The organism is Pseudochrobactrum saccharolyticum, from assembly GCF_008801715.1.
Classification (GTDB): domain Bacteria; phylum Pseudomonadota; class Alphaproteobacteria; order Rhizobiales; family Rhizobiaceae; genus Pseudochrobactrum; species Pseudochrobactrum saccharolyticum.
On sequence record NZ_VZPG01000001.1, the window covers coordinates 365179 to 391494 of the forward strand.

Below are 26316 nucleotides of genomic sequence, written 5' to 3' on the forward strand. Positions count from 1 at the left end.
AATTGAAAAAGCCCCGCAATGTCGGGGCTTTTATTGTTTAGATCACCGGCTTAACCACAACCCACAAAGAACCGAGCACCAGACCGGCAAAGATCAGCCAGCCGACAATATTATTGGAACGGAACAGGCGCAGGCATTGCTCCGGATTATCAATATCCAGCACAACGATCTGGCGGTAGAGATGCACACCGGCGGCAAGCAGACCGGCCAGTGCGGGCATCGGCACTTCTGCCACAGCAAACGCACCGGCAAAGCACATCAGCGCACCGCCATAAAGCAGCATCAGCGCCAGCTTGGTTTTCTCGCCGAACAAACGGGCAGTCGAGCGCACGCCCACCAGTGCATCATCTTCCTTATCCTGATGGGCATAAATCGTGTCATAGCCGATCGTCCACAAGATCGCGCCGATATAAAGCAGCACAGGCGAAAGAGACAGAGAACCGGTTTGCGCCGACCATGCCACCAATGCGCCCCACGAAAAAGCCATACCCAGCACCAGCTGCGGCCAGTCAGTAATACGTTTCATAAACGGATAGGCTGCAACAATCACCAGCGATGCAAAACTCAAAGCAACGGTGAACCAGTTAAATTGCAGCACCACAGCAAGACCGGCCAGACATTGCAGGCCTAAGAAAACCCAAGCTTGTTTACGGCTGACCTGACCGGATGGCAGCGGGCGGGAACGGGTGCGCGCAACCTTATCGTCAATATCCTGATCCGCCAGATCATTGAGCGTGCAACCGGCTCCGCGCATGGCAATAGCGCCGATCAGGAACAGCACCATATGCCAAAGCGAAGGCAGTACAGTCCAGATATCGTCTCCGGGTTTGGCACCGGCACTCGCCACCAGAGCCGCCGACCACAGGCATGGCCAGAGCAGCAGCTGCCAGCCAATCGGGCGATCCCAGCGGGCAAGCTGCGCATAAGGCCACAGGCTTGGCGGCAATAACCGGTAGACCCAATGGCCGGACGGCGCGTCCATAACCTTGCCCGTTTGCCCGCGTGCCTGAATCTGAACCATTTTATGCAAACCTTTCGCAGTTGCATTCTCATAAATGCTTTTAAATTCTCTACCGATTTCGTAAAGGAGGAGCAAGCCTCAAGCACATATGGAGAAATGCCTGTGACCACCTCCCCCTCAGACGCTCTTAAAGTTCTGCTGATCGGCTCCGGTGGCCGTGAACACGCGCTCAGCTGGAAACTGGCAGCATCTCCGCTACTCGGCACTCTCTATTGCACACCGGGCAATCCGGGCATTGCCGAATGTGCCACGCTGATTGATCTGGATATTGACGATCATGACGCTGTGATTGCCTTCTGCCACAGCTTTGAGATTGATCTGGTCGTAGTTGGGCCTGAAGCACCACTGGTTGCCGGTATTACCGATCCGCTGATCGCTGCAGGCATTAAAGTATTCGGCCCTTCGCAGGCCGCGGCTCAGCTTGAAGGCTCCAAAGGTTTTACCAAAGACCTTTGTGCCCGTTTTGATATTCCGACCGGCAGCTATGGCCGTTTTAACAACGCGCCAAAGGCCAAGGCCTATATCCGCGAACAAGGTGCGCCGATTGTTGTTAAAGCCGATGGTCTCGCCGCCGGTAAAGGTGTGGTCGTTGCCATGACTTTGGAAGAAGCGCTGGATGCCGTAGATGCCTGTTTTGAAGGCCATTTCGGCGATGCCGGTGCAGAAGTTGTGATTGAAGAATTTCTCGACGGTGAAGAAGCCAGCTTCTTCTGCATTTGTGACGGCACCACAGCCTTGCCTTTCGGCAGCGCACAGGACCACAAGCGTGTAGGTGACGGTGATACCGGTGCCAATACCGGCGGCATGGGCGCTTATTCCCCTGCGCCAATCATGGATGAAGCCATGACGGAACGGGTGATGAAGGAGCTGATCGAACCGACAATGCGCGGCATGGCCGAGATCGGCGCACCTTTCAGTGGTGTGCTGTTTGCCGGTCTGATGATCGGTAAAGACGGCCCTAAGCTGATTGAATATAATACCCGCTTTGGCGACCCTGAATGTCAGGTACTGATGACCCGTCTCAAAGACGACCTGCTGGTGATTATGCTGGCGGCGGTCAATAAAATGCTGGATCAGGTTTCAATCCGCTGGAGCGATGATGCCGCCCTCACTGTGGTGATGGCAGCGGAAGGCTATCCGGCCTCCCCGCGCAAAGGTACTGTCATCAAAGGCGTTGAAGAGGCTGATGCTCTGCCGGATGTGAAAGTGTTCCATGCGGGCACTGTACATAAAGATGGCGAGTTGCTGGCTAATGGCGGTCGCGTTCTCAATGTAACGGCCACCGGAAAGTCAGTCTCCGAGGCTCAGGCGAAAGCCTATCAGGCTGTGTCTAAAATCGACTGGGCTGGTGGCTTTTGCCGTTCGGATATTGGTTGGCGCGCCGTTGAACGGGAAAAATCAGCCCGATAATCGCTTTTACAAACGGAATGATGTTAATTTAAATTATCATCCCGTTTGAACTCTTTATTTGAGCATAATCTCATCCAAAAACCGGTTCTCACTTTTTGGGATCATGCTTTTAAAACCCGCCTCTCCGGCGGGTTTTTTCTTGTTTTGCTCTTCTGAGATTTTATTGACGTTTACGTAATAAGCCGATACCAATATTTGCAGGAGAATTACGGCTGCATTCTTTCAACGGAATGCGCCAAACGGAGGAAGCAGATGTATCGCGCGCCACTTGCTGAAATCAGCCAGACACTCAATCAGGTTGCAGACCTGCCGGAACTTTTGAAAACCGATCTGTTTTCAGAATTATCACCGGATATTGTTGAAGCCATTTTGCAGGAAGCAGCAAAGTTCAGCGAGACGCGCATCACTCCTTTACGCACCAAAGGCGATCATCAGGGCGCAACGCTTAAAGATGCTAAGGTCACCACGGCAGAAGGCTGGAAAGAACTTTACAAAGACTGGACGGATGGCGGCTGGAACGCCCTGACCGGCGATCCTGCCTATGGCGGCCAGGGCCTGCCGACTTTGCTCTCGGTTGCCGTTGCGGAAATGTGGAACTCCGGCTCCCTTGGTTTTGCTATTGCCTCAACCCTGACGATGGGTGCAGTTGAAGCACTGGAACATCATGCCAGCGATGAACTGAAAAACACCTATCTGGAAAAACTGATTTCCGGTGAATGGTCAGGCACCATGAACCTCACCGAACCGCAGGCTGGTTCCGATCTCGGTGCTTTGCGTTGCCGTGCTGAACGGGCGGATGACGGGACATACCGGATTTTCGGGCAAAAAATCTTTATCACCTATGGCGAGCATGATCTGACCGATAATATTGTGCATCTGGTGCTGGCACGCCTGCCCGATGCACCGGCAGGCACTAAGGGAATTTCGCTGTTTCTGGTACCGAAATATCTGGTCAATGAAGACAGCTCGCTCGGCGCACGCAATGATGTGTTCTGCGCCGGACTGGAAGAAAAGCTCGGCCTTCACGCCTCACCGACCTGCACCATGATTTATGGTGACGGTTTTGGTGATACAGGTGACAAAGGCGCTGTCGGTTATCTGATCGGCGAGGAACATAAAGGCCTCGTCTATATGTTCACCATGATGAACAATGCCCGTTTGCTGGTCGGCATTCAGGGTGTTGCGATTGCCGAAGCTGCCTATCAGAAAGCCCGTGCCTATGCGGCGGAGCGCCGTCAGGGACGTTCCCTGAATGCACCGAAGGGCGCAGAAATGAGCCCGATCATCGAGCATCCCGATGTCCAGCGCATGTTGCTGACCATGAAGGGACTGACACAGGCTTCCCGTGCGATTTGCTACTCCTGCGCACAGGCGCTGGACATGGCCAAAGCCGACAGTACCAAAGCGGATTTTTGGGCAAACCGTGCCAGCCTGCTGACCCCGCTTGCCAAGGCTTTCTCCACCGATAGCGGCGTGGATGTGGCATCTCTCGGCATTCAGGTGCATGGCGGCATGGGCTATATTGAAGAAACCGGCGCCGCGCAGTTGCTGCGTGATGCCCGTATCCTGCCGATTTATGAAGGCACCAATGGTATTCAGGCCATGGATCTGGTGATGCGCAAATTACCACTGGAAAATGGTGGCCATATTCATGGTTTCCTGCAGGAATTACGCGATATTGCCGGACAGGCCAAAACCTCCGGCAAGCTCTCCGCAATCGCTCCTCAGCTTGAATCCGCGCTGGATGCTACAGAAGAAGCCACCCGCTTGCTGCAGGATTGCATTATTAAAGGCGATAGTCAGACAGCGCTTTGCGGTGCTACCCCCTATCAGCGCCTGCTCTCGCTGACTGTTGGTACGCTTTATCTCACCAAAGCCGGATTGCAGGACAGCCGTGCTGCTGCCCTTGCCGCATTCTTTGCCGAAAACACGCTTCAGGAAACTGCCGCGCTTAAACAGGTCGTGTTTAATGGCGCAGCCAGCCTGAGCAATGCCGCAACAATTTTGCAGGATATTTGATGATGAGCGACTTTCTTCAGATTGAACGTCAGGATGCTGTACAGATTATCCGCCTCAACCGGCCGGAAAAGAAAAACGCCATCACCCGTGATATGTATCACGGCATTGCCGAGGCACTGAAACGAGCTGATACCGACGACACTATCCGTGTCAGCGTTATTCTAGGTCAGCCCGGTGCATTCTCCGCCGGTAATGACATGCAGGACTTTATGCATGCAGCCCTGTCACAAGGCAGTCTCGGTGAGGAAATTATCGACTTTCTGCACAGGCTTGCACTGACACGCAAACCGCTGATCTCCGGCGTTGACGGACTGGCAATCGGCGTCGGCACCACGCTGAACCTGCATTGCGACCTGACCTTTGCCACGCCGCGCTCCGTGTTTCACACGCCATTTGTTGATCTCGGTCTGGTGCCGGAAGCCGGTTCAAGCCTGCTCGGCCCTAAAATCATGGGCTATCAGCGTGCCTTTGCCCTGCTGGCAATGGGAGAAGCCATGACCGCACAACAGGCGCTGGAAGCCGGCATTGTCTGGCGCGTTGTGGCGGAAGATGAACTGGAAGCGGAAGTGCTGAAAACCGCTCAAAAGCTTGCCGCACGCCCGCCTGCGGCTCTGCAACTGACCCGTGATTTGCTGCGCAGTGCCGCCGAACCGCTCACAGACCGGATCGACCGCGAGGCTCAGATTTTTGCTGATCGCCTGAAATCTGCAGAGACTGCACAGGCTGTCGGCGCATTTCTTTCCCGCAAAAAATAATTTCAGTCATAATGCAAAAAACCGTATGCCCCTTCAAGCATACGGTTTTTTGCATGTTCTGTGACTGGAGATCACATATTTAATTCTTTAACGCGCGAGACAGTCTTCGGTTTCTTAAACTCGCGAGATAATCTCAACTTTTTAAACTCGCGAAATAATTTCGCGGCCAGAAATCTTCAAACTCACGCCCAGCGAACCGGTTTTGCGGCGTGCCAGAAAACGCGGACGGCGACGACGCGGCTCCTGCCCCTGACGACGCTCTGTGCTGGCCGAAGCAGTAACACCGCCAATGCTGTCATGAAGCGGACGGGCAACACCATCGGCCTCAACCAGAAGCATCGGCAGCTTGTAAGCATTCGCCCATGCATGCCAGTCAGCGGCAACATCATCCAGATCATGCGCCACCAGCAGCGGCACAGACATTTGCGGGTCTTCGTGCATCAGTTCCAATGTCACAGTAATCAGACCCTGTTCATCTTCAACTGCACGGGCGGTCACGCCAAGAAACACATGGGCAGGCAATGCCACAGACATTGGCAAACCGCTGGAAGGCAATACGCGTCGCAGCACTGCGCCACGCTCATTGATCGTGAAAGTCACATCTTCCTGCTCGCCCGTTGAAGCGTAAGATACGCTCTGCGGGAACTGGAAAGGATCGAGACGGATCTCCCTGCTCGCCCAAACTGGTTTGTCCTGTTTTTCCAGCATCTGGTTCATTGTTTTCGCGCCCTGTTGCTTCTGAGAACCGCTGTTATTTTTATTTTCGGTCCTGTTATATTTGCGAGCCTTTTTGGCTTCGTTGGACACAAGAATAGCGCGGCAAAGTCACCAATCTGCTTAAATGACACGGTTAATGCTTCTGTCTTTGCGGGAATGGTTTACAGATTCCAACTATCTGCCAAGCAGAAGTAAGACTTCGGAAAGACCGGTAAACAGCATTTAAACCATGAAAATCAGCGAACATTCATGATTTTTAACAAGAGCTAAACAATAAGCGCCCGTGCTGCTTCGCCAACAGCATTTTACCGCTTCCAAAGCCCTCAAACCTGAAGATTGTCTGAAAACCACAATCCGGCAGCAACCAGTTATTAAGGCTGAGGCTGTGGACATTAAATCCGCGTTAAACACGCCGGACAGCACATCAATCTTTTACTAACCGCGTTTTTGCTGCTCAGAATGTGGATATTTACCGCTCGTTTATGATGAGCGGTGGGCAAAGCGGCCTGTTTTTAACAATTGAGCCGCCGCTTCTTAACGAAACGGCGGCTCAATGTTTAAACTTTAACAAGGCAGATCAGAGCAGCTTGTCCGGATTCATAATATTCTTCGGATCAAAAGCCTGCTTGATCCGGTGCATCAATTCCAGCGCCAGCGGCTGTTTAAAGGCACGCAATTCTTCACGCTTCAGCGCGCCGATACCGTGTTCAGCCGAAATGGAACCATTATAACTCATCACAATGGTATGGATGCGATGGTTCAGTTCATGCCAGCGTGCCAGAAATGCCTGTTTATCCGCCCCGACCGGCTGCGAAACATTATAATGCAGATTGCCGTCACCAATATGACCGAAACAAACCACACGGGCGGACGGGATCATTTCCTCAACCGCAATCGCCGCTTCTGCAATGAATGCAGGGATGGAAGCAACAGGCACAGAAATATCATGTTTGATCGAGCCGCCTTCCGGCTTCTGCGCCGGAGACATTTCCTCACGCATTTTCCAGAACAGATCAGCCTGCGCACCATTTTGCGCAATGGCTGCATCCTGCACCAGTCCGGCCTCAAAACCTTGCGTCAGAACAGCTTCCATCATTTCCTGCGCATCGGCCTCGGAACGCGCAGAGGAAATCTCGATCAGCACATACCACGGATAAGCGTTTTCCAGCGGATCACGCGCTTCTCCGATATGGCGGAGGATAAATTCCATGCCAATGCGCGGCATCAGCTCAAAGCCGGTCAGCGCCTGCCCCGCCTGATCGGTCGCCAAACGGAACAGCTGCACCAAATCTTCCGGCGATTGCAATCCGGCATAGGCGACCGCTTTGCCTTTCGGCTGCGGGTGCATTTTCAGCACAGCCGCGGTGATAACGCCAAGCGTGCCTTCAGCACCAATAAACAGATCACGCAGATCATAGCCGGTATTGTCTTTTTTCACGCGACGCAGATCATTCAGCACCTGCCCATCCGGCAAGACGACTTCAAGACCAAGGCATAATTCGCGCATATTGCCATAGGCCAGCACAGCCGTACCACCGGCATTGGATGAGAGATTGCCGCCAATCTGGCAGGAACCTTCCGCGCCGAGGGACAGAGGAAACAACCGTCCCGCATCCTGCACGGCTTCCTGCAGATTTTGCAAAACCACACCGGCTTCAACCGTGACAAGATTGCCGATCGTGTCAATATTGCGGATTTTATTAAGGCGCGACAGCGAGAGAATGATCGCCCGTCCGCTGCTATCCGGCTGCTGCGCACCGACAAGACCGGTATTACCGCCCTGCGGCACAACAGGTGTTGCAGTCTCATATGCCAGTTTCATAATGGCAGAGACTTCATCCACCGATGCAGGGCGCAGCACCAAAGCAGCGCGGCCATGAAACAGATCGCGTGGTTCGCTTAAGTAAGAAATCTGATCGGCGGGATCGCGGAGTGCATTTTTCTCACCGACAATTGCAGTGAAGCGTGCGATCAACTCTTCTGAAATCGTCATCATCTGTTTCCGCCCAGTACCAGTTATTCGCGCGGCGCAGCCGCGCGCGCTAAGCGATCATTAATTGCCTCACCCAGACCATGATGCGGCACCGGCTCAACGGCAATCGTCTTCGCCCCCGCTGCATCCAGCTTTTTCATATAATCAAACAAATGCACGGCAGCTTCATGCAAGTCACCGGATGGGCTCAGATTCAGCACCGCAACGGCTTTATCAGCACTACTTGCTCGCTGTGCGCCAAAAGCCAGCAGCGCCTCGCCTTCACGCACTTCAGAGATATTCAACCGCATCGCTGCATCCGGCGCATAGTGAGACGCCATCATGCCCGGTGCCTGAATGGCCGCACGCTGATCCAGACGATGCAAAGGCTGAGCGAGAAAGGCTTCAATCTCTTCCGCTGCCAAACCACCCGGACGCAGCAGAAATGCCTGACCATTTTCAATTTTAACAATGGTGGATTCCAACCCCACCACACAGGCACCGCCATCAACGATCAGATCGAGTTTGGCACCCAGATCATCCTGCACCGCCTGTGCCGAGGTGGCGCTGATACGCCCAGAACTATTGGCACTCGGCGCGGCCAGCGGGCGGTCAAGCATGGCGATGATCTCACGCACCGACCCGCGCGGCATACGAATGGCCAGTGTTGTGAGACCGGCGGTTACCAGCGGATGTATCTCCGCACCATCACGCACCGGCAGCACCAGTGTCAGCGGCCCCGGCCAGAATTTTTCCGCAAGTTTACGGGACAGATCATCAAACACCACATAGCGCTCGGCCATTGCAAGCGTCGCCATATGCGCAATCAGCGGATTGAAATGCGGACGGCCTTTGGCAGAGAAAATACCGGCAACCGCATTGCCATTGGTGGCATCGGCGGCCAGTCCGTAGACAGTCTCGGTCGGCAGAGCCACAAGTTTGCCTGTGCCCAGCGCATTTGCAGCTAGTTCAAGAGATGAAATGTCAGTAGAAATAATTTGTGCCATGCCGCGCTCCTGCAATTTTTTGCAAGCTGGCAGCACTGTCAGGACCTGCATGTTCTCTGACTACAGAACCATGAAACGCGATGCAAGACTGTAATCCCTGTCAGCTGCGATCATTGATGTTTCGCCAATGATGCAGCATCTGTTTTGCCCCGTCATCATAGTGCCAATAATGCCCCTGCGAAGGTTGATCATAGCGGCGGGAAACCGGCAATCCGACCAGCGCACAATAAAGCAATGTGCCGGTTGCCCCATGACCACAGATGACAATGTTCTTGTGCTGAGCCTTGGCAGCAGCATCCATAATATCACGAACTGCCGTGCAAATTCTCGCCTGTGCATCCACCGCTCTTTCCCAACCGCGCACGGAATGATGCCGTTGAGCAAAGAACTGGTCAGCAAGTTGTTCAAACTCTGCCGGAGGGAGGAAACCCGTTGCGGAGCGGCCATTTTCTCCCAAGGCACTATGGCTCTGCACAGTCTTGTTAAAATACGCACCCAATAAAGCAGCAGTCTCCTGCGCCTTGGTTTCCTTACTGCTCCAGATCATATCCGGCACCGGCCAGATTTTGCGTTCGAGAAACTGTTGCAATGCAACCCTGCCCGCTTGTGACAAATGCCAGCGCTCAACCGGCACAATCGGATCAACAACAACCTGCGGATGGCTCAGAAAAATCAGCTGCATTGCATTCCTGCCAATCTTTTACCGGCAATAAAAAATCCTGCCGGAACACTTCCGGCAGGATTTTAAAATACATCATCAAGATGACATCAGCGTTTCTTCTTTGCCCGTCCGGCAAAAGGATTTTCCGATGTACGCAAGGACAGGCGGATTGGCACGCCCGGCATTTCGAATGTATCACGCAGACCATTGATGAGATAACGCACATAGGATTGCGGCATCACATCAGGACGCGAGCAAGACACCATGAAGCCCGGCGGGCGTGTCTTGACCTGCGTCATATACTTCACTTTAAGACGACGACCAGCCACTGCCGGTGGCGGATGATGGGTAATCACACCTTCAAGCCAGCGGTTCAGACGACCTGTGGAGATACGCGTATTCCAGATACGGTGCGTCATCTCGACATTTTCCATCAGCTTATCAATGCCGTGGCCGGTTTCACCGGAAATCGGCACAGCGCGGATGCCGCGTACCTGCGGCAGCAGACGCTCGGTCTTTTCACGCAGATCAGCCAGCAATGCCTGACGGTCTTCGATCAGATCCCATTTATTGAAAGCGATAATCGGCGCACGGCCTTCACGGATAATCAGATCGATGATCTGCAAATCCTGCTTTTCAAAAGGAATGGTCGCATCGAGAACGATAATCACCACTTCCGCAAAACGGATAGCACGCAGGCCATCGGCAACGGAGAGCTTTTCCAGCTTTTCCTGCACGCGCGCTTTGCGGCGCAGACCAGCAGTATCGAACAGCTTAACTTCGCGGCCACGCCATTCCCATTCAACGGAAATCGAGTCGCGGGTAATACCGGCTTCAGGGCCTGTCAGCAGGCGATCCTGACCGAGCATTGTATTAATCATTGTGGACTTACCGGCATTCGGGCGTCCGACAATGGCAATGCGCAGCGGCTTGGTCGCGTCATATTCAGGGATGATTTCCTCATCCTCATCGCTGACGTCTTCACCAACCAGTGCGCCGATTTTTTCCTGCGTAAATTCTTCTTCGGCTTTTTCTTCCGCGAAGGCTTTTTCTTTGCCGATCGCTTCCACAATCGCATCGCGCAGATCAGGCAGACCCTGACCATGTTCAGCGGAGATCGGGCAAGGCTCGCCCAGACCCAAACGATAGGCATCATAAAGACCGGCATCAGCGCCGCGGGCTTCAGACTTATTGGCAACCAGAATAATCGGCTTGCTGAATTTGCGTACCAGCTGCGCGAATTCAATATCCGTCGGCGTCAGACCGGCTTTGGCATCAATCACGAACAGAACCGCATCAGCCTCGTCAATCGCGGCTTCGGTCTGCGCGCGCATACGCCCCTCCAGCGTACCGGCTTCGGCAATTTCGAGACCGGCAGTGTCGATCACTTTGAAATGCAGATCATAGAGCTTGCCGTCGTGGATACGACGGTCACGGGTAACACCCGGCGTATCATCGACCAGCGCCAGTTTGCGCCCGACAATGCGGTTAAACAGTGTGGACTTGCCGACATTCGGACGTCCGATAATTGCGAGTGTAAAGCTCATTCAGCTTATTTTTCCGTATTATAGAGCGGCACATGAACCGTCCCGCTCTAATGAGTGTTTCAGCCTTTTGCTGCAGTCTCTGTGCTGCGCATCAGGTCAAGCATTGTATTGGCACGCTGGCGGAGATTGGCGGGAATTGCCGCGTCATCCGCATTTTGCTGGAACAGTTTGCGCGCATCGTCTGCACGACCTGCCTTATAAGCAGCCAGACCCAGCACTTCACGGGCAGAACCGCGCATCGGATTACCATCCGCGCTCAGTGTTTCCGCACGTTTGGCAACATCTTCATAAGAGCCGGTATCCACCAGAATATAGGCAGCCCGCAGCTTGGCAACATCACGCAGAGCAACCGGTGCCTTGCTGTCTGCCGCAACCGCATCAAAAGCAGTGACCGCACCGGCCATGTCTTTTTTCTGCTCAAGCAATGTTGCTGTGCGCAACTGTGCCAGAACCGGATAAGACCCTGCGCCTTCGGTTTCCAGCTTCTTCAGAGCGCTCAGGGCTTCATCTGTTTTCTTTTCACCGGCCAGATCAAGCGCCGTCAGGAACTGATCGCCCGACACTGCCGCTTTGCTTTCACGCCAATATTCATAACCGACATAACCGGCTGTACCGATAACAACGGCTACCGCGCCACCGATCAAAACCGGACCAAAACGCCGCCATACAGCGCGTACCTGTTCTGAGCGGAGCTCTTCGTTGACTTCGCGGATAAAGCTGTCGTCTGTCATGAATACCCTGTGAAACTTGTCAAGATTATCGAATATGCATCAAGAGCACGGACTATATACACAGCCCGCGACTTAACACACCTATCCGGCTTTTAGTCGGAATCGCCGACAGATGGTAGTCCTGATTGCGAATTCCTGCATAATTCCTTAATTTGCGCTGCTTAGCGCTCAAATCAATGGCACAGCATCAAGAGATCAGAGCATCTTTGTGCATCCATTTAGACGCAGAGCGCTCTCTGCCTGTGCTTTGCCACATTTCATACCTAATCAATCCGCTTCCGATTTCGCAATGAGCTTTCGTTTTCATGTATCAGTCTCTTCTTTCCGGTTTTGCGGTTTCTCTGTGTCTGGCCACGGCTGCGCAGGCGATGCCCGATATGCCTGCAGCGCCTCAGCAACAGGAAAAACCGGCTGATACCCGCCCGAAACAGGTGGTGATTATCTCCTTTGACGGCGCGCATGATAACAAGCTCTGGCAGCGCAGCCGCGCATTGGGGCAGGAAACCGGTGCACATTTCACCTATTTTCTCTCCTGCGTCTTTTATCTGGAGCGCGCAGACCGCGCGCAATATCAGCCACCGCGTATGAAAGCAGGCCGCTCCAATGTCGGCTTTGCACAGGATAAAGCAGAAATTGCCACCCGTCTCGATCAGGTGTGGAAAGCCAATCTGGAAGGTCATGAAATTGCCAGCCACGGTTGCGGCCATTTTGACGGCAAGAGCTGGACTACAAAAGAATGGGCGCAGGAAATTCAGGCATTCCGCACTATTGTCGGCAATGCATGGAGCGCCAATAAAATTGACGGCGAACCGGAAGGCTGGAAAGATCTGGTCTATAACAAGATCACCGGCTTTCGTGCGCCCTATCTCTCCGATGACAAGCCGGTGCAGACAGCTTTGCGTGAAAGCGGTTTTGCCTATCAGGCCAGCGGCGTAACCTCAGGGCCTGAATTGCCAAAGAATTTTGCAGGTCTCAAAAGTTTTGGCCTGCCGCTGATACCGGAAGGCCCTGCCCGCAAACCCGTGATTGCCATGGACTATAATCTCTATGTGCGCCATTCGGGCGGCAAAGAGAAACCGGAACAGGCAGCGCAATTTGAGCAGCGCAGCTATGATGCCTTTATGAATGCGTTCAACAAACAATATGACGGCCAGCGTATTCCGCTGCAAATGGGCTTCCACTTTGTGCTGATGAATAACGGCGCTTACTGGAATGCGCTGGAGCGTTTTGCCCGTGATGTGTGTAAGCGTCAGGATGTGCGCTGCGTCAGCTATCAGGATTATCTGGCGGAGCCGGAACTGCATAAAAGACAAACCGTTCTCTGACAGAACAGAGAACGGCAGTTTGAAGATTTAAGCGAAAAATTCCGCGTAGATTTCCGGTTTGAAACCGGCCAGCAATTTGCCGTCCTTTTCCAACACCGGACGCTTAATCATCGACAGATTGCCGAGCATCAGTTCAATAGCCTTGGCTTCAGTCAAATCCTGCTTCTGTGCATCATCGAGTTTACGGAATGTCTGCCCTGCGCGGTTGATTACCGTTTCCCAGCCCAGTGTCTGGCACCAGTTTTCCAGCTTGGCACGATCCAGACCAACCTTTTTATAATCATGAAAGTCAAAGGCAATATTCTGTGCGCTCAGCCAGTCCTGTGCCTTGCGCATCGTGTCACAGTTTTTAATTCCGTAAATGGTTACAGTCACGTCCATTCCTCTCTTAGTGATAATGCTATTTCAGCGTCTGTGCCGGATGATCATGATCGTGGCCGCATTGGCTGTGATCTTCGAGTATCTGGATCACCCTGCATTCACAAACCCGTCCGTGATCACATTCACTCACCATGCGGCGTAATTCATCGCGCAAGGCTGACAGGCGCTCAATCCGGTCTTCAATCTCATCAAGATGACGCCGCGCAATCGAATCTGCCTCGTGACAGGACGCATTGGGCGTCTCAGTCATTGCCAGTAATTCACGGATATCATTGATTTCAAAGCCGAGATCACGGGCATGACGGATAAAAGTCAGGCGCTTAATATCTTCCGCGCCATATTCCCGTCGCTGACTCTCGGTGCGTTCAGGCTCGCGTATCAGCCCGATTTGCTCGTAAAAACGGATAGTTGGCACCTTAACACCGCTGCGTGCCGCAACTTTGCCAATCGTATAACCTTTTTTGTCCATTTTTCCGCTTGCTCCTATAGCCACTAGAGCATTTAGGGTCTTTCTCAAAAGATGCAAGAGAAAAGGAAATTGGAGATGTCCGGTCCCGTCCGTCAGGATAAATTCCGCGTCGAAGGCATGGATTGCGCCTCCTGCGCCATGAAAATTGACACCGCTGTGCGCCGCCTTGGCAAACAGATCAGCGATGTCAATGTTTCGGTCACCAAAGGCACCATGACTGTAACTCATAATGGTGTTGAAGCTGATGCCATTACCGGCCAGTTGAAAAAACTCGGCTATAAATCCAGCTATCTGGGTGCCAATCAAGGCGCTGCTGTTGCAGAGCCGGAAACCGAAGCACATGCCTGCTGCTCCGGTCATGACCACAAGCATAGTCATGACAATCATGATCACGCTGGGCATGACCACAGCGATCACGATCATGCCTCGCATGATCATAAAACCCATAGTCACAGTCATGCACACGAGCAGAAACAAATGCAGGCCAAAGAGGCCTCACCTCTGCATATGCATGACCATGGCACCGATGAAGACAGCAAACCGTGGTGGCAGCAGGGCAAAGCCAAACTGACCATTGCTGCCGGTACTGCACTGGTTGCGGCCTATCTTCTCGGCCATTTTGTACCGCAATATGAAATCTATATTTTCTCCGCTGCAATGCTGGTGGGGCTAGTGCCGATTGCCCGCCGCGCTCTGGCCGGTGCCCGTTTCGGCACGCCGTTTTCCATTGAAACACTGATGACCGTTGCCGCTGTCGGCGCGCTGTTTATCGGTGCTGTGGAAGAAGCCGCGATGGTTGTCTTCCTGTTCCTGATCGGTGAGCTTCTGGAAGGTGTGGCTGCACGGCGTGCCCGCAACTCCATCCGTGGCCTTGCCGATCTGGTGCCAAAAACCGCGCGTGTGGAAAAAGACGGTCAGATCATTGAGCAGGATGCATCCACTCTCGCGCTTGGTGCGGTTATTCTGGTGCGTCCGGGTGACCGTATTGCCGCCGATGGTGAAATTATCAGCGGAAACAGCGCGGTCAATGAAGCCCCTGTGACAGGTGAAAGCACGCCTAAGAATAAAGAAGTCGGCGACAAGGTTTTCGCAGGCACCATCAATTCCGATGCTGTCCTGCGGGTTAAAGTCACTGCCACGGCGCAGAACAACACCATTGCCCGTATTATCGCACAGGTTGAGGAAGCGCAGGAATCCAAAGCACCGACCGAGCGTTTTATCGACCGTTTCTCGGTCTGGTACACACCTGCGGTGATGATCCTTGCTGCTCTGGTGGCGATTATACCGCCGCTTGTTGCCGGTGGTGACTGGAATGAATGGATCTATAAAGGTCTGGCCATTCTGCTGATCGGCTGTCCTTGTGCTCTGGTTATTTCCACCCCTGCCGCGATTGCTGCCGGTCTTTCGTCCGGTGCCCGCCGTGGTCTACTGATGAAGGGTGGTGCAGTTCTGGAAAGCGCCGGTCATGTAACCGCAGCCGCCTTTGACAAGACCGGCACGCTGACAGAAGGCAAGCCTGTTGTTACCGACATTATCGCCTTTGGCAGTTCGGAAGAAGAAGTGCTGCGCTATGCGGCGGCTGTGGAACAGGGCTCAAGCCATCCGCTCGCCGTTGCTATTCTTAAGGCTGCAGAAGACAAGAAACTGGCCCTGCCGCAGGTACATGACGGTGCGGCGCTTGGTGGTAAAGGCGTATCCGGTACAGTTGACGGCAAAGCCATTCTGCTGGCTTCTCCGAAAGCTATCGCCGCCAAGACCAGCATCTCCGATGCAGATCAAAAACGCATCGCTGATATGAATGATCAGGGCAAGACCGTCTCGCTGCTAATGATCGGCGACCAGCTTGCCGGTGGTATCGCCATGCGGGATGAGCCGCGTGAAGATGCGCGTCAGGGTATCAAAGCGCTGCAGGCTCAGGGTATCCGCACCATCATGCTGACCGGTGACAACCGCCGTACGGCAGAAGCGATCGGCCGCGATCTCGGCATGGAAGTCCATGCGGAAATGATGCCGGCAGACAAGCGCCGCGTGGTCGGTGAACTGAAAGCCGATAAGCAGGTGGTTGCGAAAATCGGTGACGGCATCAATGATGCTCCGGCACTGGCCGCAGCCGATCTCGGTATTGCTATGGGCGGCGGCACTGATGTTGCACTGGAAACTGCCGATGCCGCGATCATGCATGGCCGCGTGACTGACGTTGCCAATATGATCGACCTGTCAAAAACAACCATGGCGAATATCAAGCAGAATATTACGCTCGCCATTGGATTGAAGGTGGTGTTCCTCATCACCACGATCCTCGGCATTACCGGCCTGTGGCCAGCCATTCTGGCCGATACCGGTGCCACGGTTCTGGTAACCGCCAATGCCATGCGCTTGCTGCGCTGGAAACCATAATCTCCACGATATAAAACAGGGCACCATCCGGTGCCCTTTTTATTTATGTCAGGCTGTAATCCGTTTCTTCACGGGCGATTTTTGCATATTCATTGCCGAGAAAATCCAGCAGCGAGCGAACAGAAGGCAGCAAGCCGCGCCGCGACGGAAACGCCGCATGGAGTATGCCGGTACGCGGTGCCCATTCCGGCAGCACATCGACCAGACGCCCCTCACGCAGATCATCGCGGATGACCATTGTCGGCAACTGACAGACCCCGACGCCATGTATTGCGGCCATACGCAGAGCCACCATATCTTCCGTTATCAGACGCGGTTTGTGATGCACTCTGGCGGTTGCACCATCCGCCTTCTCCAGACACCATTCATGATCCACCCGCAGCGGATCCCATGCCATGCTTGGTAAAGAAGCCAGATCAGCCGGCACCAATGGCCGGTTGATTTCAGCAATCACCGACGGGCTGGCGACAAGGCGTTGCGGGCTTTCTGCCAGTTTACGAATAACCAGATCACTGTCATCAAGCGGCGGGAAACGCACGCGGATTGCCAGATCAAAACCTTCCCGCAGCACATCAACGCGGCGGTTGGTGCTTTCCAGCAGCACATCAACTTTCGGATTTTCCTGCATGAAACGGGCAATCATGTCGCCGATCTGGAAGTAAATCATCGAGGACGGACAGCTGACCCGCACGATACCCTGCGGTTCCGAGCGCATCCGGTCAATCACCTCCTGCGCAGCCTCCGCCTCAACCAGCATAGCCACACAATGGCGGTAATATTCATGCCCGACTTCCGTCACCGCAAAATGACGGGTTGTGCGCTGGATCAACCGCACACCGAGACTGTCTTCCAGCAAACCGATGCGGCGGCTCAGACGGGAGCGCGGCATATTCAGCTTGCGTGCCGCAGCAGCAAATCCGCCCTGCTCCACCACAACCACGAAAAATCTCAGATCATTCAGATCCTGCATGGAAACTCCCTGTCATGTCGTCTGTTTCCTTGAATATAACCGTATTATTTTAAACCGCTACGGTATTGTCTCATATTTCAGACATTGTAGTGCGTTTTTACGGACTACCGCTATTTTTGTCCTGCTCATATCTTCCTGTCATTCAGCGCAATACAGGAGACAGATAATGAGAAAGGTATTAGGTGTTTACAGCAGCCCCCGCCCGCATTGGGTAGGCGACGGCTTTCCGGTCCGCTCAGTCTTCTCCTATGCCAGCCATGGCGATCATGTCAGCCCGTTTCTTCTGCTTGACTATGCAGGTCCGGCAGAATTCAGCCCTGCCGGTCATGCCTCCGGTGACCGGCGGGGTATAGGCATTCATCCGCATCGCGGCTTTGAAACGGTTACCCTTGTCTATCAGGGCGAGCTCGAGCATCGGGATTCAACCGGCAAGGGCGGTACGATCGGTGCCAGTGATGTGCAATGGATGACGGCAGCCAAAGGCATCCTGCATGAAGAACTGCATTCGCGCGCCTTTACTGAACAGGGTGGCACGCTGCAAATGGTTCAGCTCTGGGTCAATCTGCCTGCGAAAGATAAAAATGCAGAACCCGGCTATCAGAACTTACGGAGTGCAGAGATACCAGTTGTTGACCTGCCGGATAAGGCAGGCAGCCTGCGCGTTATTGCCGGTGCTTATAACAAGGTCAAAGGCCCTGCCCGTACCTTCACTCCCGTCAACTTATGGGATGTCAGCATGCGGCAGAACACAACTGCAACCCTGACTATCCCCAACGGGCATACGGCAATGCTGGTCGTGCTCAGCGGCTCAGTGACAATCAATAATGACAAGCAGGCCGGTGAGGCTCAGCTGGTTTTGCTGGATCGCCACGGCACGGATGTCTGGATAGAAGCGCAGAATAATGCCTCTTTTCTGGTTCTCAGCGGGGAACCAATTGACGAGCCTGTCGTTATTCATGGGCCATTTGTAATGAACAGCAAGGAAGAAATCAGCTCCGCCCTCCGCGATTTTCAGAATGGCCAATTCGGACACATACCCCTTTCATGACCGGTTTATCCGGCCATGCGCTGCCGGTCTCACCTTGCCCCCCAGTTTCGTGAGACCGGCAGATGATGAAATGATTCAGCCTGACATTTAATCCAAGGGAGACGTCGAAATGAATATTCCATCAACCATTGCCAATTTTAACGGTCAGCGGCCGGTTATCGACCCGGAAGATTCTGTCATGCTGCTGATTGACCACCAGAGCGGGCTTTTTCAAACTGTCGGCGATATGCCTATGACGGAATTACGCGCCCATGCAACCGCATTGGCCAAAATCGCCACACTGGCTAAAATTCCGGTTATCACCACTGCATCAGTGCCGCAGGGGCCGAACGGCCCGCTGATACCGGAAATTCATGAGAATGCCCCTCACGCCAAATATGTTGCCCGCAAAGGCGAAATTAATGCATGGGATAATCCGGATTTCGTTGCTGCTGTCAAAGCAACAGGCCGCAAGACCCTGATTATTGCCGGTACAATTACCAGTGTCTGCATGGCCTTTCCGTCGATTTCAGCGGTCTATGACGGATATAAAGTTTTTGCCGTTGTTGATGCTTCCGGCACCTATTCCAAAATGGCTCAGGAAATTACGCTGGCGCGGGTGACGCATGCCGGCGTTATTCCAATGGATACCGCAGCGGTAGCGTCAGAAATTCAACGCAGCTGGAACCGTGATGATGCGGCGGAATGGGCCAAAGTCTATACCCTGATTTTCCCGCCTTACCAGCTTCTGATTGAAAGCTATATGAAGGCGCAGGAAGTCGAGAAAAATCACGAAACACTGGATTCAATGCGGAAATAATTTCCGGTCACAAAAATGAAAATGGTTGCGGAACTTATCTGTTCCGCAGCCATTTTTTATCAGACATAGACCACATTGCTGAGGCTGTCGCGGCGCATCCAGCGCTGTGTCATCAGCACCGCGACAATTGCAAGTCCCGTCGCCAGACCGATCCACACGCCGATCCCCTCAAAGTTGAAGGTAAAGGCGAGCAGTGCGCCAAGTGGTAAGCCGACGCCCCAATAGCCGAGCAGCGCCAGAAACATCGGAATGCGTGTATCACGCAAACCACGCAACATACCCGCTGCCACCGCCTGTGCACCGTCAACAATCTGGAACAGTGCCGCAAAAGCCAGAAATGATATGCAAAGCCGGATCACTTCCGCATTGGCCGGGTCACGAATATCCAGAAACGCACTGATAAACACCTTCGGCATCAGGATCATCAGCAGGCCCATCACGCCCATGAAGCCGACCCCCAAAGCATAGGCACTCCAGCCTGCATAGGCCACGGCCTCACGATTACCCGCGCCATAGGCACGACCAACACGCACCGTCGCCACCTGTCCGAAGCCGAGTGGCACCATAAAGCTTAAGGAAGCAATCTGCATCGCTACCGCATGCGCAGCCAGTGACGTCGGGCTGATTTTACCCATCATCAGCACAGCCGCATAGAAGATCGTGGTTTCAAAGGCAAAGGTCAGCGCCATAGGCAAGCCGATGCGCCACAATTCAAGAAAACGCGGCCAGTCAGGACGCCAGAAGCGGCCGAACAAACGGTAGCGGCGGAACTTCTTATGAGTGCAGACAACGACAACCAGACCAAAGAACATCATCCAACTGGAAGCTGTGGTCGCAATACCGGCACCGCGCAGCCCCATTTCCGGCATGCCGAATTTACCGAAAATCAGGCTATAGGCAGCAATCGCATTGAACACGATAGCAAAAGCCGCAATCAGCAATGTCCAGAGCGGACGCTCCATCGCCGCCAGAAATGAACGCAGACCGATATAGCCGAGATAAGGCAGCATCGCCCATTGCAGCGTATGCATCATCTGCACGGAATGCGCGGCAATATCCGGCCGCTGCCCCATAAACAAGAACACGGATTCCGCATTCCATAGCAGCACCCAGAACGGAATGCAGATAATAATCGCTGTCCAGAATCCCTGACGCACAGTGCGGCGCACATCGCGCACGGAATGGCGGTTGCGGCCAAGCGCCATCGCCATCATCGGCAGCGTGGCGGAAACCAGCCCCATGCAGAAGATCATCATCGAATGATAAAAGCTGGTCGTCAGCACGGCAGCAGCCAGCGTATCGGCGCCGAGACGCCCGATCAGAATGACATCCGTTGCTGTCAGCGCTGCCTGCGAAAGATTCGTAAAAATCAGCGGCCAGCCAAGTTTAAAGGACGAAATGACCTCCCGCCCCCAGCGATTACCTGTATTTGTCTGCGTAATTGCAGTCATGTTCAGCCGCCTCCCGACAGCTTTTTCCGGCACAGGCCGGGTTTTCAAAGCATTTTCCGGCCTGACTGCCTCAGGAAAATACGCTCATTTTGTTATGGTATATTCGCAAGCAATTTCCGGACAAAGAAACCGGCGCTTAACATTGAGAACCATGCTGTATCATGCCGGTTCATGAAGATCGAGAGCGATCTGAAAGAACAATCAAATGTGTTGAGCCGCAGAGCTTTCCAGCGCTGCGGCTCAACATAGTAACAATCAGGATTACTATGCTTTAATGCACATAGGCAAAGCGGATCACAAACAGTGCCGCAACAATCCATGTTGCCGGATGAATAACCCGCCATTTACCCGAACCGGCCTTGAGCACAACATAGCTGATGAAGCCGAAGGCCAGACCATTGGCAATCGAATAGGTGAACGGAATGCCCAGAGCTGTCAGAGCGGCTGGTGCAGCTTCCGTTACATCGTCCCATTCGATTTCAGACATTTCACGCATCATCAGACAGGCGACATAGATCAGCGCCGGCGCTGTTGCATAGGCAGGAACGGATCCGGCCAGAGGTGAAATGAACAAGGCAGCAAGGAACAGAAGAGCGATAACCAGTGCTGTCAAACCTGTACGGCCACCGGCCTGAACGCCTGAAGCGCTTTCAACATAAGCGGTTGTCGAGCTGGTACCGATCAGTGAGCCGCCGATGATGGCAGTGCTGTCTGCAAACAAAGCGCGGTTCAGACGGTTCGGCTTGCCTTCAGGAATAAGACCTGCACGCTTGCTCACGCCGATCAGTGTACCGGTGGCGTCAAACACTTCAACCAGAACGAAAACCAGAATAACCTGCAGGAAGCCCACATGCAGAGCGCCCATAATATCGAGCTGCATAAATGTCGGCATCAGGCTTGGCGGCGCTGAGAACACGCCCTGAAACTGGCTTACACCGAGCATGATCGACAGAACAGTTACTACAAGAATACCAATCAGAATTGCGCCGCGCACTTTCAGCGCATCCAGAACGGCCATCACGAAGAAGCCGAAGATCGCCAGCAACGGACCGGTTTTGGTCAGGTCGCCAAGGGTGATGAAAGTTGCTTCGCTGCCGACAATAATGCCGGAGCTTTTCATACCGACCAGCGCAAGGAACATGCCGATACCGACAGCAATCGCACTGCGCAGGGATTTCGGAATACCGTCAACCAGCCAGCTACGGATGCCGGAAATGGTGAGGATGAAGAAAATCACACCGGAGATAAAGACAGCGCCCAGAGCCTGCTGCCATGTGAAGCCCATAATACCGACAACGGTGAAAGCGAAAAACGCATTCAGACCCATGCCCGGTGCCATACCGATCGGCCAGTTGGCAACAAATGCCATCACAATAGAGCCAAGCGCTGCGGCAAGACAGGTCGCGACAAAGATCGCATTACGATCCATGCCGGTCGAGGACAGAATGTCCGGATTAACAAAAATGATATAGGACATTGTCAGGAACGTTGTCAGACCGGCGAGCACTTCTGTGCGCACATTGGTCTTATGTTCCTGTAATTTGAAAAGCTTTTCCAGCATGGTAGCTCCCTGTCAGTCTTTGGTAAGAAAGCATTCTGACGTCTTGCAGATGAATGGCCTCCTCGCAAAATCCTGATAGCAAAACCTGCTGCAGTCCACGGGAGACGACCTGTTTTATAGCGCCTGATCCGGCGGGATAAAACAATGCCACATTTTCGCCATTATCATGAATAGCCGGTCGCGTAAATGCACAGCACTCTCCGGCACTCCGCAGTGCAGGCTTTATGCACCGGAATCTCGCAGGTAAAAAAGGCTGACAATCGTGATGATATGCCGGTTCAAAGCCGGAATGTGTCGCGCGTGAACACTGCGACACACTCCGTTTTAATAGGCCGCATCATAGCGGCGATCAGGTAAGATCAATATAGAAACAGCTTTAGCCGAGCGCTTTTGCAGCCTCATCAATCAGATTTGCAACCTCTGCCGCGCGGGAAGCCAGTGAAGCATGGCTTGCATCCAGCTCAATCAGTTTACGCGGCTTCATCCGTTCAGCCATATGTTTCTGATTGGCCGGATGGATCATGTGATCCTGCGTTGAAAGCTGATACCAGACCGGCTTATGTTTCCATGCAGGGTCGGTCACATGATCACCGAATGTCGTGGCAATCGGCGCCTTCTGCGCTACAGCCATTACCAGCGCTTCGTCCGCGCTCATATCCTGACAGAAGCTTTCATGGTATTTGTCATAATTAATCCAGAGATAGCCGTCACTGTCCGGAGCCAGATTGGCAATGGCTGCGGGCGGATTTGCCTGACTGATACCACCAGGGCTTTCCCCTGCATCCGGTGCGAAGGCCGCAATATAGACCAGTCCGGCAACATTTGGCAGATTGCCCATCTCGGTAATAACCGCGCCGCCATAGGAATGGCCGACCAGCAAAACTTTGCCTTCCTGCTGTTTAACCATTTTGCGGGTGCGTTCCGCATCATCCGCCAGAGATGTCAGCGGCATTTCCACGGCACGGATTTTGCCATATCCTTTACGGGATAATTCGAGAATAACTTTGCTCCAATGGGCGGCACCGCCCCAAAACCCGTGCACCAATACAATTGTCAGCTGACTACCCATAGCTATCTCCTTTTGCAGTGATAATCCTGAAAGATGTGCTGTCTTTTGATGCGTTACAGAATAAGGAATATTATTATTTTAGAATGATACGATATTGCTGTAACGACAGTGCCTCGTAATTAGAGCGCCTGTTTTATCCGGCAACCGGATATTCAATATTTTTCGTAGCAGCACGCCGCATATTGCTACACGGCGTACTGTCTTTAATAACAATCAGAACAGGTTGTAACGCTGCGCGAGCGGCACGACAGAAACCGGCTCTGCCCCGACCTCTGCACCGTCAACACTGACTTTATACGTCTTCGGATCAACCGTGATTTTCGGCAATGCATCATTGAGCTTCATGTCAGCCTTGGTCAGACCACGGCATTTAACAACCGGTTCGATGCGCTTGTTCAGGCCAAGATTCAGCACATTGCCGTCATTGACCGATGCCTGACTGACGAACAGAATTGATGTTTTGCCGATACCGGAAGACAAAGCACCAAACATCGGGCGCATAATCACCGGCTGCGGTGTCGGGATTGATGCATTGGCATCGCCGATCTGCGCATAGGCAATGAAACCGCTTTTCATCACCAGTTCAGGACGCTGGCCGAAGAATGCCGGTTTCCACAATACCAGATCCGCGACTTTGCCTGTCTCAACTGACCCGATGAGATGGCTGATACCATGGGCAATTGCCGGATTGATGGTATATTTGGCGATATAGCGCTTGATACGGAAATTATCATTTCCCGCACCATCCTGCGGCAGGTTTCCGCGCTGCGCCTTCATCTGATCGGCGACCTGCCATGTCCGCATAATCACTTCTCCACCGCGCCCCATCGCCTGACTGTCTGAGGTCATCATGGAAATCGCGCCGATATCATGCAGCACGCCTTCGGCAGCAATCGTATTGGCACGGATACGGCTGGCTGCAAAAGCCACATCTTCCGGAATATTCTTATCCAGATGATGGCAAACCATCAGCATATCGAGATGCTCTTCCACCGTATTCACGGTGTAAGGCAGTGTCGGCGTGGTGGAGCTGGTCAGCACATTGGCTTCCGCACAGATGCGCATCAGATCAGGCGCATGACCGCCGCCTGCACCTTCCGCATGATAGGCATGGATAGAGCGACCACCGAAAGCCTTGATGGAATCTTCCACCGTGCAGCTTTCATTGACGGAATCCATATGAATGGTGACCTGAATGTCATATTCGTCGGCTATATCCATACAGGTTGCAATAGCTGCCGGTGTTGTGCCCCAGTCCTCATGCAATTTCAGACCAGCCGCACCAGCCAGAACCTGTTCACGCATACCTTCAGGACGGGATGAGCTGCCACGACCGGTAAAGATCACATTGAGCGGCAGATCATCGGTCGCCTGCATCATATGATGCAGATAATTCGGGTTCGGTGTGCAGGTGGTCGCCATCGAACCTGTGGCAGGGCCAGTACCGCCGCCGAGTACGGTAGTCAGTCCGCTGGCAATCGAAGTAATTGGCTGTGACGGCGTGATATAATGGAAATGTGTATCAATACCACCGGCGGTGACGATACAGCCCTCCCCCGAAATCACTTCTGTATTCACCCCGATCACCAGATCTGGATGCACACCGGCCATGATGTCGGGATTACCGGCTTTGCCGATACCGGCGATTTTACCATCCTTGATGCCGATATCTGCTTTGACGATGCCGGTATAATCAATGATCAGCGCATTGGTGATGATACAATCCAGTGCCTTGTCACTGCTGATGCCGGTTGCCTGCCCCATACCATCGCGGATGACCTTGCCGGAACCGAAGATGCACTCGTCACCATAGACGGTGTAATCATGTTCGACTTCCGCATAGAGATTGGTATCGCCCGGACGAACTGTGTCACCCTTGGTCGGGCCGAAAAACTTGGCGTAATCTGCGCGGGTTATTTTATAGACCATGTTTTATCCTTATCGGCAGAGCGCGGCGTGATGCATATATCCGGCACTCTGCAAGCTTAAATTGTTGCGTAAAATCTGTGATAAAAGCGCTCATTCAGCACTGCGGCTGTCGGCAAAAGCACGCTCATTCACGCGGGAAAGCGTGCGCGCTTTATTCTCTGCGTCCACTGCACCATCGACCAGATTATTACCGCCGCGGATGATCTGATTGCCGGAGATTGCCACCAGTGTGACCTCTTTGGTTTCACCCGGTTCAAAGCGCACAGCCAGTCCCGCCGGAATATCCAGACGCTTGCCATAGGCTGCTTCACGGTTGAATTTCAGACGCGGATTGGTTTCAACAAAATTGAAATGGCTGCCGATTTGCACCGGACGACTGTCGGTATTGGTGACGCTGATCGTGACAGTTTCACGCCCTTCATTGAGCGCAATATCGCCCTCTGCACAGATGACCTGACCGGCAATACCGATCTCTTCATCATCCTGCATTTTCTCCGGAACCGGCAGAAAGCTACCATAGAGCGCCAGTTTCATATCGCCCTTGTCGGCACTGACCGGCGTGCGCACGGCAACCAGTTTGGTGCCGTCTTTAAATGTGCCTTCAATCTGCACATCTTCAATCATCTCGGCCACGCCGGACATGACTTCACGCTTGCCGAGAATGGTGCTGCCGAGGCGCATCAGCTCAGCGACTGAGTGCTGACCGTCGCGGATCAGCTCCAGCATGACCAGCGAGATCAGGGCAATGGCTTCCGGATAATTGAGACGCAACCCGCGTGCGAGACGGCGCTGTGCCAATTGGCCGGTGGTTACAAGCATCAGCTTGTCGGTTTCATGAGGTGTAAGATGCAATGGTGTCTCCTTTATTTTCGGGGAAACACAGGCGCAGCAAATCGCAAGGCGTGCCAACTCCTCGGCAAGCCGCTATGAATTTCAAGGAGCCTGTGTGAAGAATGGATGTGCTGCGAGAAAACACAGCTGATGCGCTTTGCACTGACCAATATCAATGACATCACAACGCGTCCTGCAGAACAGGAAGAGTTGCAGATTACACGGCATTACCACCGCCTATAGTCA

The 26316-nt window shown here is 53.4% G+C and carries 22 protein-coding genes; 7 read left to right on the forward strand and 15 right to left on the reverse strand.

The window, feature by feature from the left end:
- Positions 1-37: 37 nt before the first annotated feature.
- Positions 38-1021: a 4-hydroxybenzoate octaprenyltransferase gene (gene ubiA / locus F7P81_RS01805; protein WP_075654798.1), complete on the reverse strand. Its 984-nt coding sequence runs from the start codon at positions 1019-1021 to the stop codon at positions 38-40.
- 102 nt (positions 1022-1123) lie between these two features.
- Here ubiA and purD point away from each other — a divergent pair, with 102 nt between their 5' ends.
- The 3 genes from purD (at position 1124) to F7P81_RS01820 (ending at position 5205) form a co-directional block, all read left to right on the forward strand.
- Entirely contained in the window at positions 1124-2431 is a 1308-nt protein-coding gene (gene purD / locus F7P81_RS01810) for a phosphoribosylamine--glycine ligase (protein WP_246176014.1), read from the forward strand.
- 252 nt (positions 2432-2683) lie between these two features.
- Positions 2684-4450, forward strand: a complete 1767-nt coding sequence (locus F7P81_RS01815) for an acyl-CoA dehydrogenase family protein (protein WP_151158308.1) — start codon at positions 2684-2686, stop codon at positions 4448-4450.
- A 2-nt stretch (positions 4451-4452) separates the two neighbouring features.
- A complete protein-coding gene (locus tag F7P81_RS01820; protein ID WP_151158939.1) occupies positions 4453-5205 on the forward strand; it encodes a crotonase/enoyl-CoA hydratase family protein in 753 nt (250 codons plus the stop codon).
- 141 nt (positions 5206-5346) lie between these two features.
- On the opposite strand, the gene F7P81_RS01825 is transcribed toward F7P81_RS01820, so the two are convergent.
- The 6 genes from F7P81_RS01825 to F7P81_RS01850 form a co-directional block, all read right to left on the reverse strand.
- Entirely contained in the window at positions 5347-5913 is a 567-nt protein-coding gene (locus F7P81_RS01825) for a DUF6101 family protein (RefSeq protein ID WP_151158940.1), read from the reverse strand.
- Between the two features lie 586 nt (positions 5914-6499).
- Positions 6500-7918, reverse strand: a complete 1419-nt coding sequence (locus F7P81_RS01830; RefSeq protein ID WP_151158310.1) for an FAD-binding oxidoreductase — start codon at positions 7916-7918, stop codon at positions 6500-6502.
- A 20-nt stretch (positions 7919-7938) separates the two neighbouring features.
- Positions 7939-8901, reverse strand: a complete 963-nt coding sequence (locus F7P81_RS01835) for an L-threonylcarbamoyladenylate synthase (protein WP_151158312.1) — start codon at positions 8899-8901, stop codon at positions 7939-7941.
- Between the two features lie 100 nt (positions 8902-9001).
- Complete coding sequence (locus F7P81_RS01840; protein WP_151158314.1) at positions 9002-9583, reverse strand: histidine phosphatase family protein; 582 nt, start codon at positions 9581-9583, stop codon at positions 9002-9004.
- Between the two features lie 86 nt (positions 9584-9669).
- Positions 9670-11109, reverse strand: coding sequence for a ribosome biogenesis GTPase Der (der, locus tag F7P81_RS01845; RefSeq protein WP_151158317.1), 1440 nt, complete (start codon positions 11107-11109; stop codon positions 9670-9672).
- Between the two features lie 59 nt (positions 11110-11168).
- Positions 11169-11840: a tetratricopeptide repeat protein gene (locus F7P81_RS01850; RefSeq protein ID WP_151158319.1), complete on the reverse strand. Its 672-nt coding sequence runs from the start codon at positions 11838-11840 to the stop codon at positions 11169-11171.
- Positions 11841-12145: 305 nt separating this feature from the next.
- Here F7P81_RS01850 and F7P81_RS01855 point away from each other — a divergent pair, with 305 nt between their 5' ends.
- Positions 12146-13165, forward strand: coding sequence for a polysaccharide deacetylase family protein (locus F7P81_RS01855; protein WP_151158321.1), 1020 nt, complete (start codon positions 12146-12148; stop codon positions 13163-13165).
- 27 nt (positions 13166-13192) lie between these two features.
- Here F7P81_RS01855 and F7P81_RS01860 read toward each other — a convergent pair whose 3' ends face one another.
- Both F7P81_RS01860 and F7P81_RS01865 read right to left on the reverse strand, forming a co-directional pair.
- Positions 13193-13540 (reverse strand): ArsC family reductase, encoded by a 348-nt coding sequence (locus F7P81_RS01860; RefSeq protein ID WP_151158322.1) that lies wholly within the window; start codon positions 13538-13540, stop codon positions 13193-13195.
- A 25-nt stretch (positions 13541-13565) separates the two neighbouring features.
- Positions 13566-14015 carry a MerR family transcriptional regulator gene (locus F7P81_RS01865; RefSeq protein ID WP_075654461.1) on the reverse strand — a complete coding sequence of 150 codons (450 nt, stop codon included), beginning with the start codon at positions 14013-14015 and terminating at the stop codon, positions 13566-13568.
- Positions 14016-14090: 75 nt separating this feature from the next.
- Here F7P81_RS01865 and F7P81_RS01870 point away from each other — a divergent pair, with 75 nt between their 5' ends.
- The gene (locus F7P81_RS01870) at positions 14091-16412 is read left to right on the forward strand and encodes a heavy metal translocating P-type ATPase (protein WP_151158325.1); all 2322 of its coding nucleotides are present in this window, start codon (positions 14091-14093) and stop codon (positions 16410-16412) included.
- Positions 16413-16455: 43 nt separating this feature from the next.
- Here the strand turns inward: F7P81_RS01870 and F7P81_RS01875 are convergent, their stop codons facing one another.
- Positions 16456-17382: a LysR family transcriptional regulator gene (locus F7P81_RS01875; protein ID WP_022711182.1), complete on the reverse strand. Its 927-nt coding sequence runs from the start codon at positions 17380-17382 to the stop codon at positions 16456-16458.
- A gap of 166 nt (positions 17383-17548) precedes the next feature.
- On the opposite strand from F7P81_RS01875, the gene F7P81_RS01880 reads away from it, so the two are divergent.
- Positions 17549-18430, forward strand: a complete 882-nt coding sequence (locus F7P81_RS01880) for a pirin family protein (protein ID WP_151158327.1) — start codon at positions 17549-17551, stop codon at positions 18428-18430.
- A gap of 109 nt (positions 18431-18539) precedes the next feature.
- Complete coding sequence (locus F7P81_RS01885) at positions 18540-19229, forward strand: hydrolase (RefSeq protein WP_151158329.1); 690 nt, start codon at positions 18540-18542, stop codon at positions 19227-19229.
- Between the two features lie 59 nt (positions 19230-19288).
- Here F7P81_RS01885 and F7P81_RS01890 read toward each other — a convergent pair whose 3' ends face one another.
- The 5 genes from F7P81_RS01890 to ureB all read right to left on the reverse strand — a co-directional run bounded on the left by F7P81_RS01890 (position 19289) and on the right by ureB (position 26091).
- Positions 19289-20680, reverse strand: a complete 1392-nt coding sequence (locus tag F7P81_RS01890) for an MATE family efflux transporter (RefSeq protein ID WP_075654794.1) — start codon at positions 20678-20680, stop codon at positions 19289-19291.
- A 271-nt stretch (positions 20681-20951) separates the two neighbouring features.
- Positions 20952-22241 (reverse strand): NCS2 family permease, encoded by a 1290-nt coding sequence (locus F7P81_RS01895; RefSeq protein ID WP_075654458.1) that lies wholly within the window; start codon positions 22239-22241, stop codon positions 20952-20954.
- 376 nt (positions 22242-22617) lie between these two features.
- Positions 22618-23310 (reverse strand): alpha/beta hydrolase, encoded by a 693-nt coding sequence (locus F7P81_RS01900; protein WP_151158331.1) that lies wholly within the window; start codon positions 23308-23310, stop codon positions 22618-22620.
- A gap of 213 nt (positions 23311-23523) precedes the next feature.
- Positions 23524-25239: an urease subunit alpha gene (gene ureC / locus F7P81_RS01905; RefSeq protein WP_151158333.1), complete on the reverse strand. Its 1716-nt coding sequence runs from the start codon at positions 25237-25239 to the stop codon at positions 23524-23526.
- A 90-nt stretch (positions 25240-25329) separates the two neighbouring features.
- Positions 25330-26091 (reverse strand): urease subunit beta, encoded by a 762-nt coding sequence (gene ureB / locus F7P81_RS01910; RefSeq protein ID WP_151158335.1) that lies wholly within the window; start codon positions 26089-26091, stop codon positions 25330-25332.
- Positions 26092-26316 lie beyond the last annotated feature (225 nt).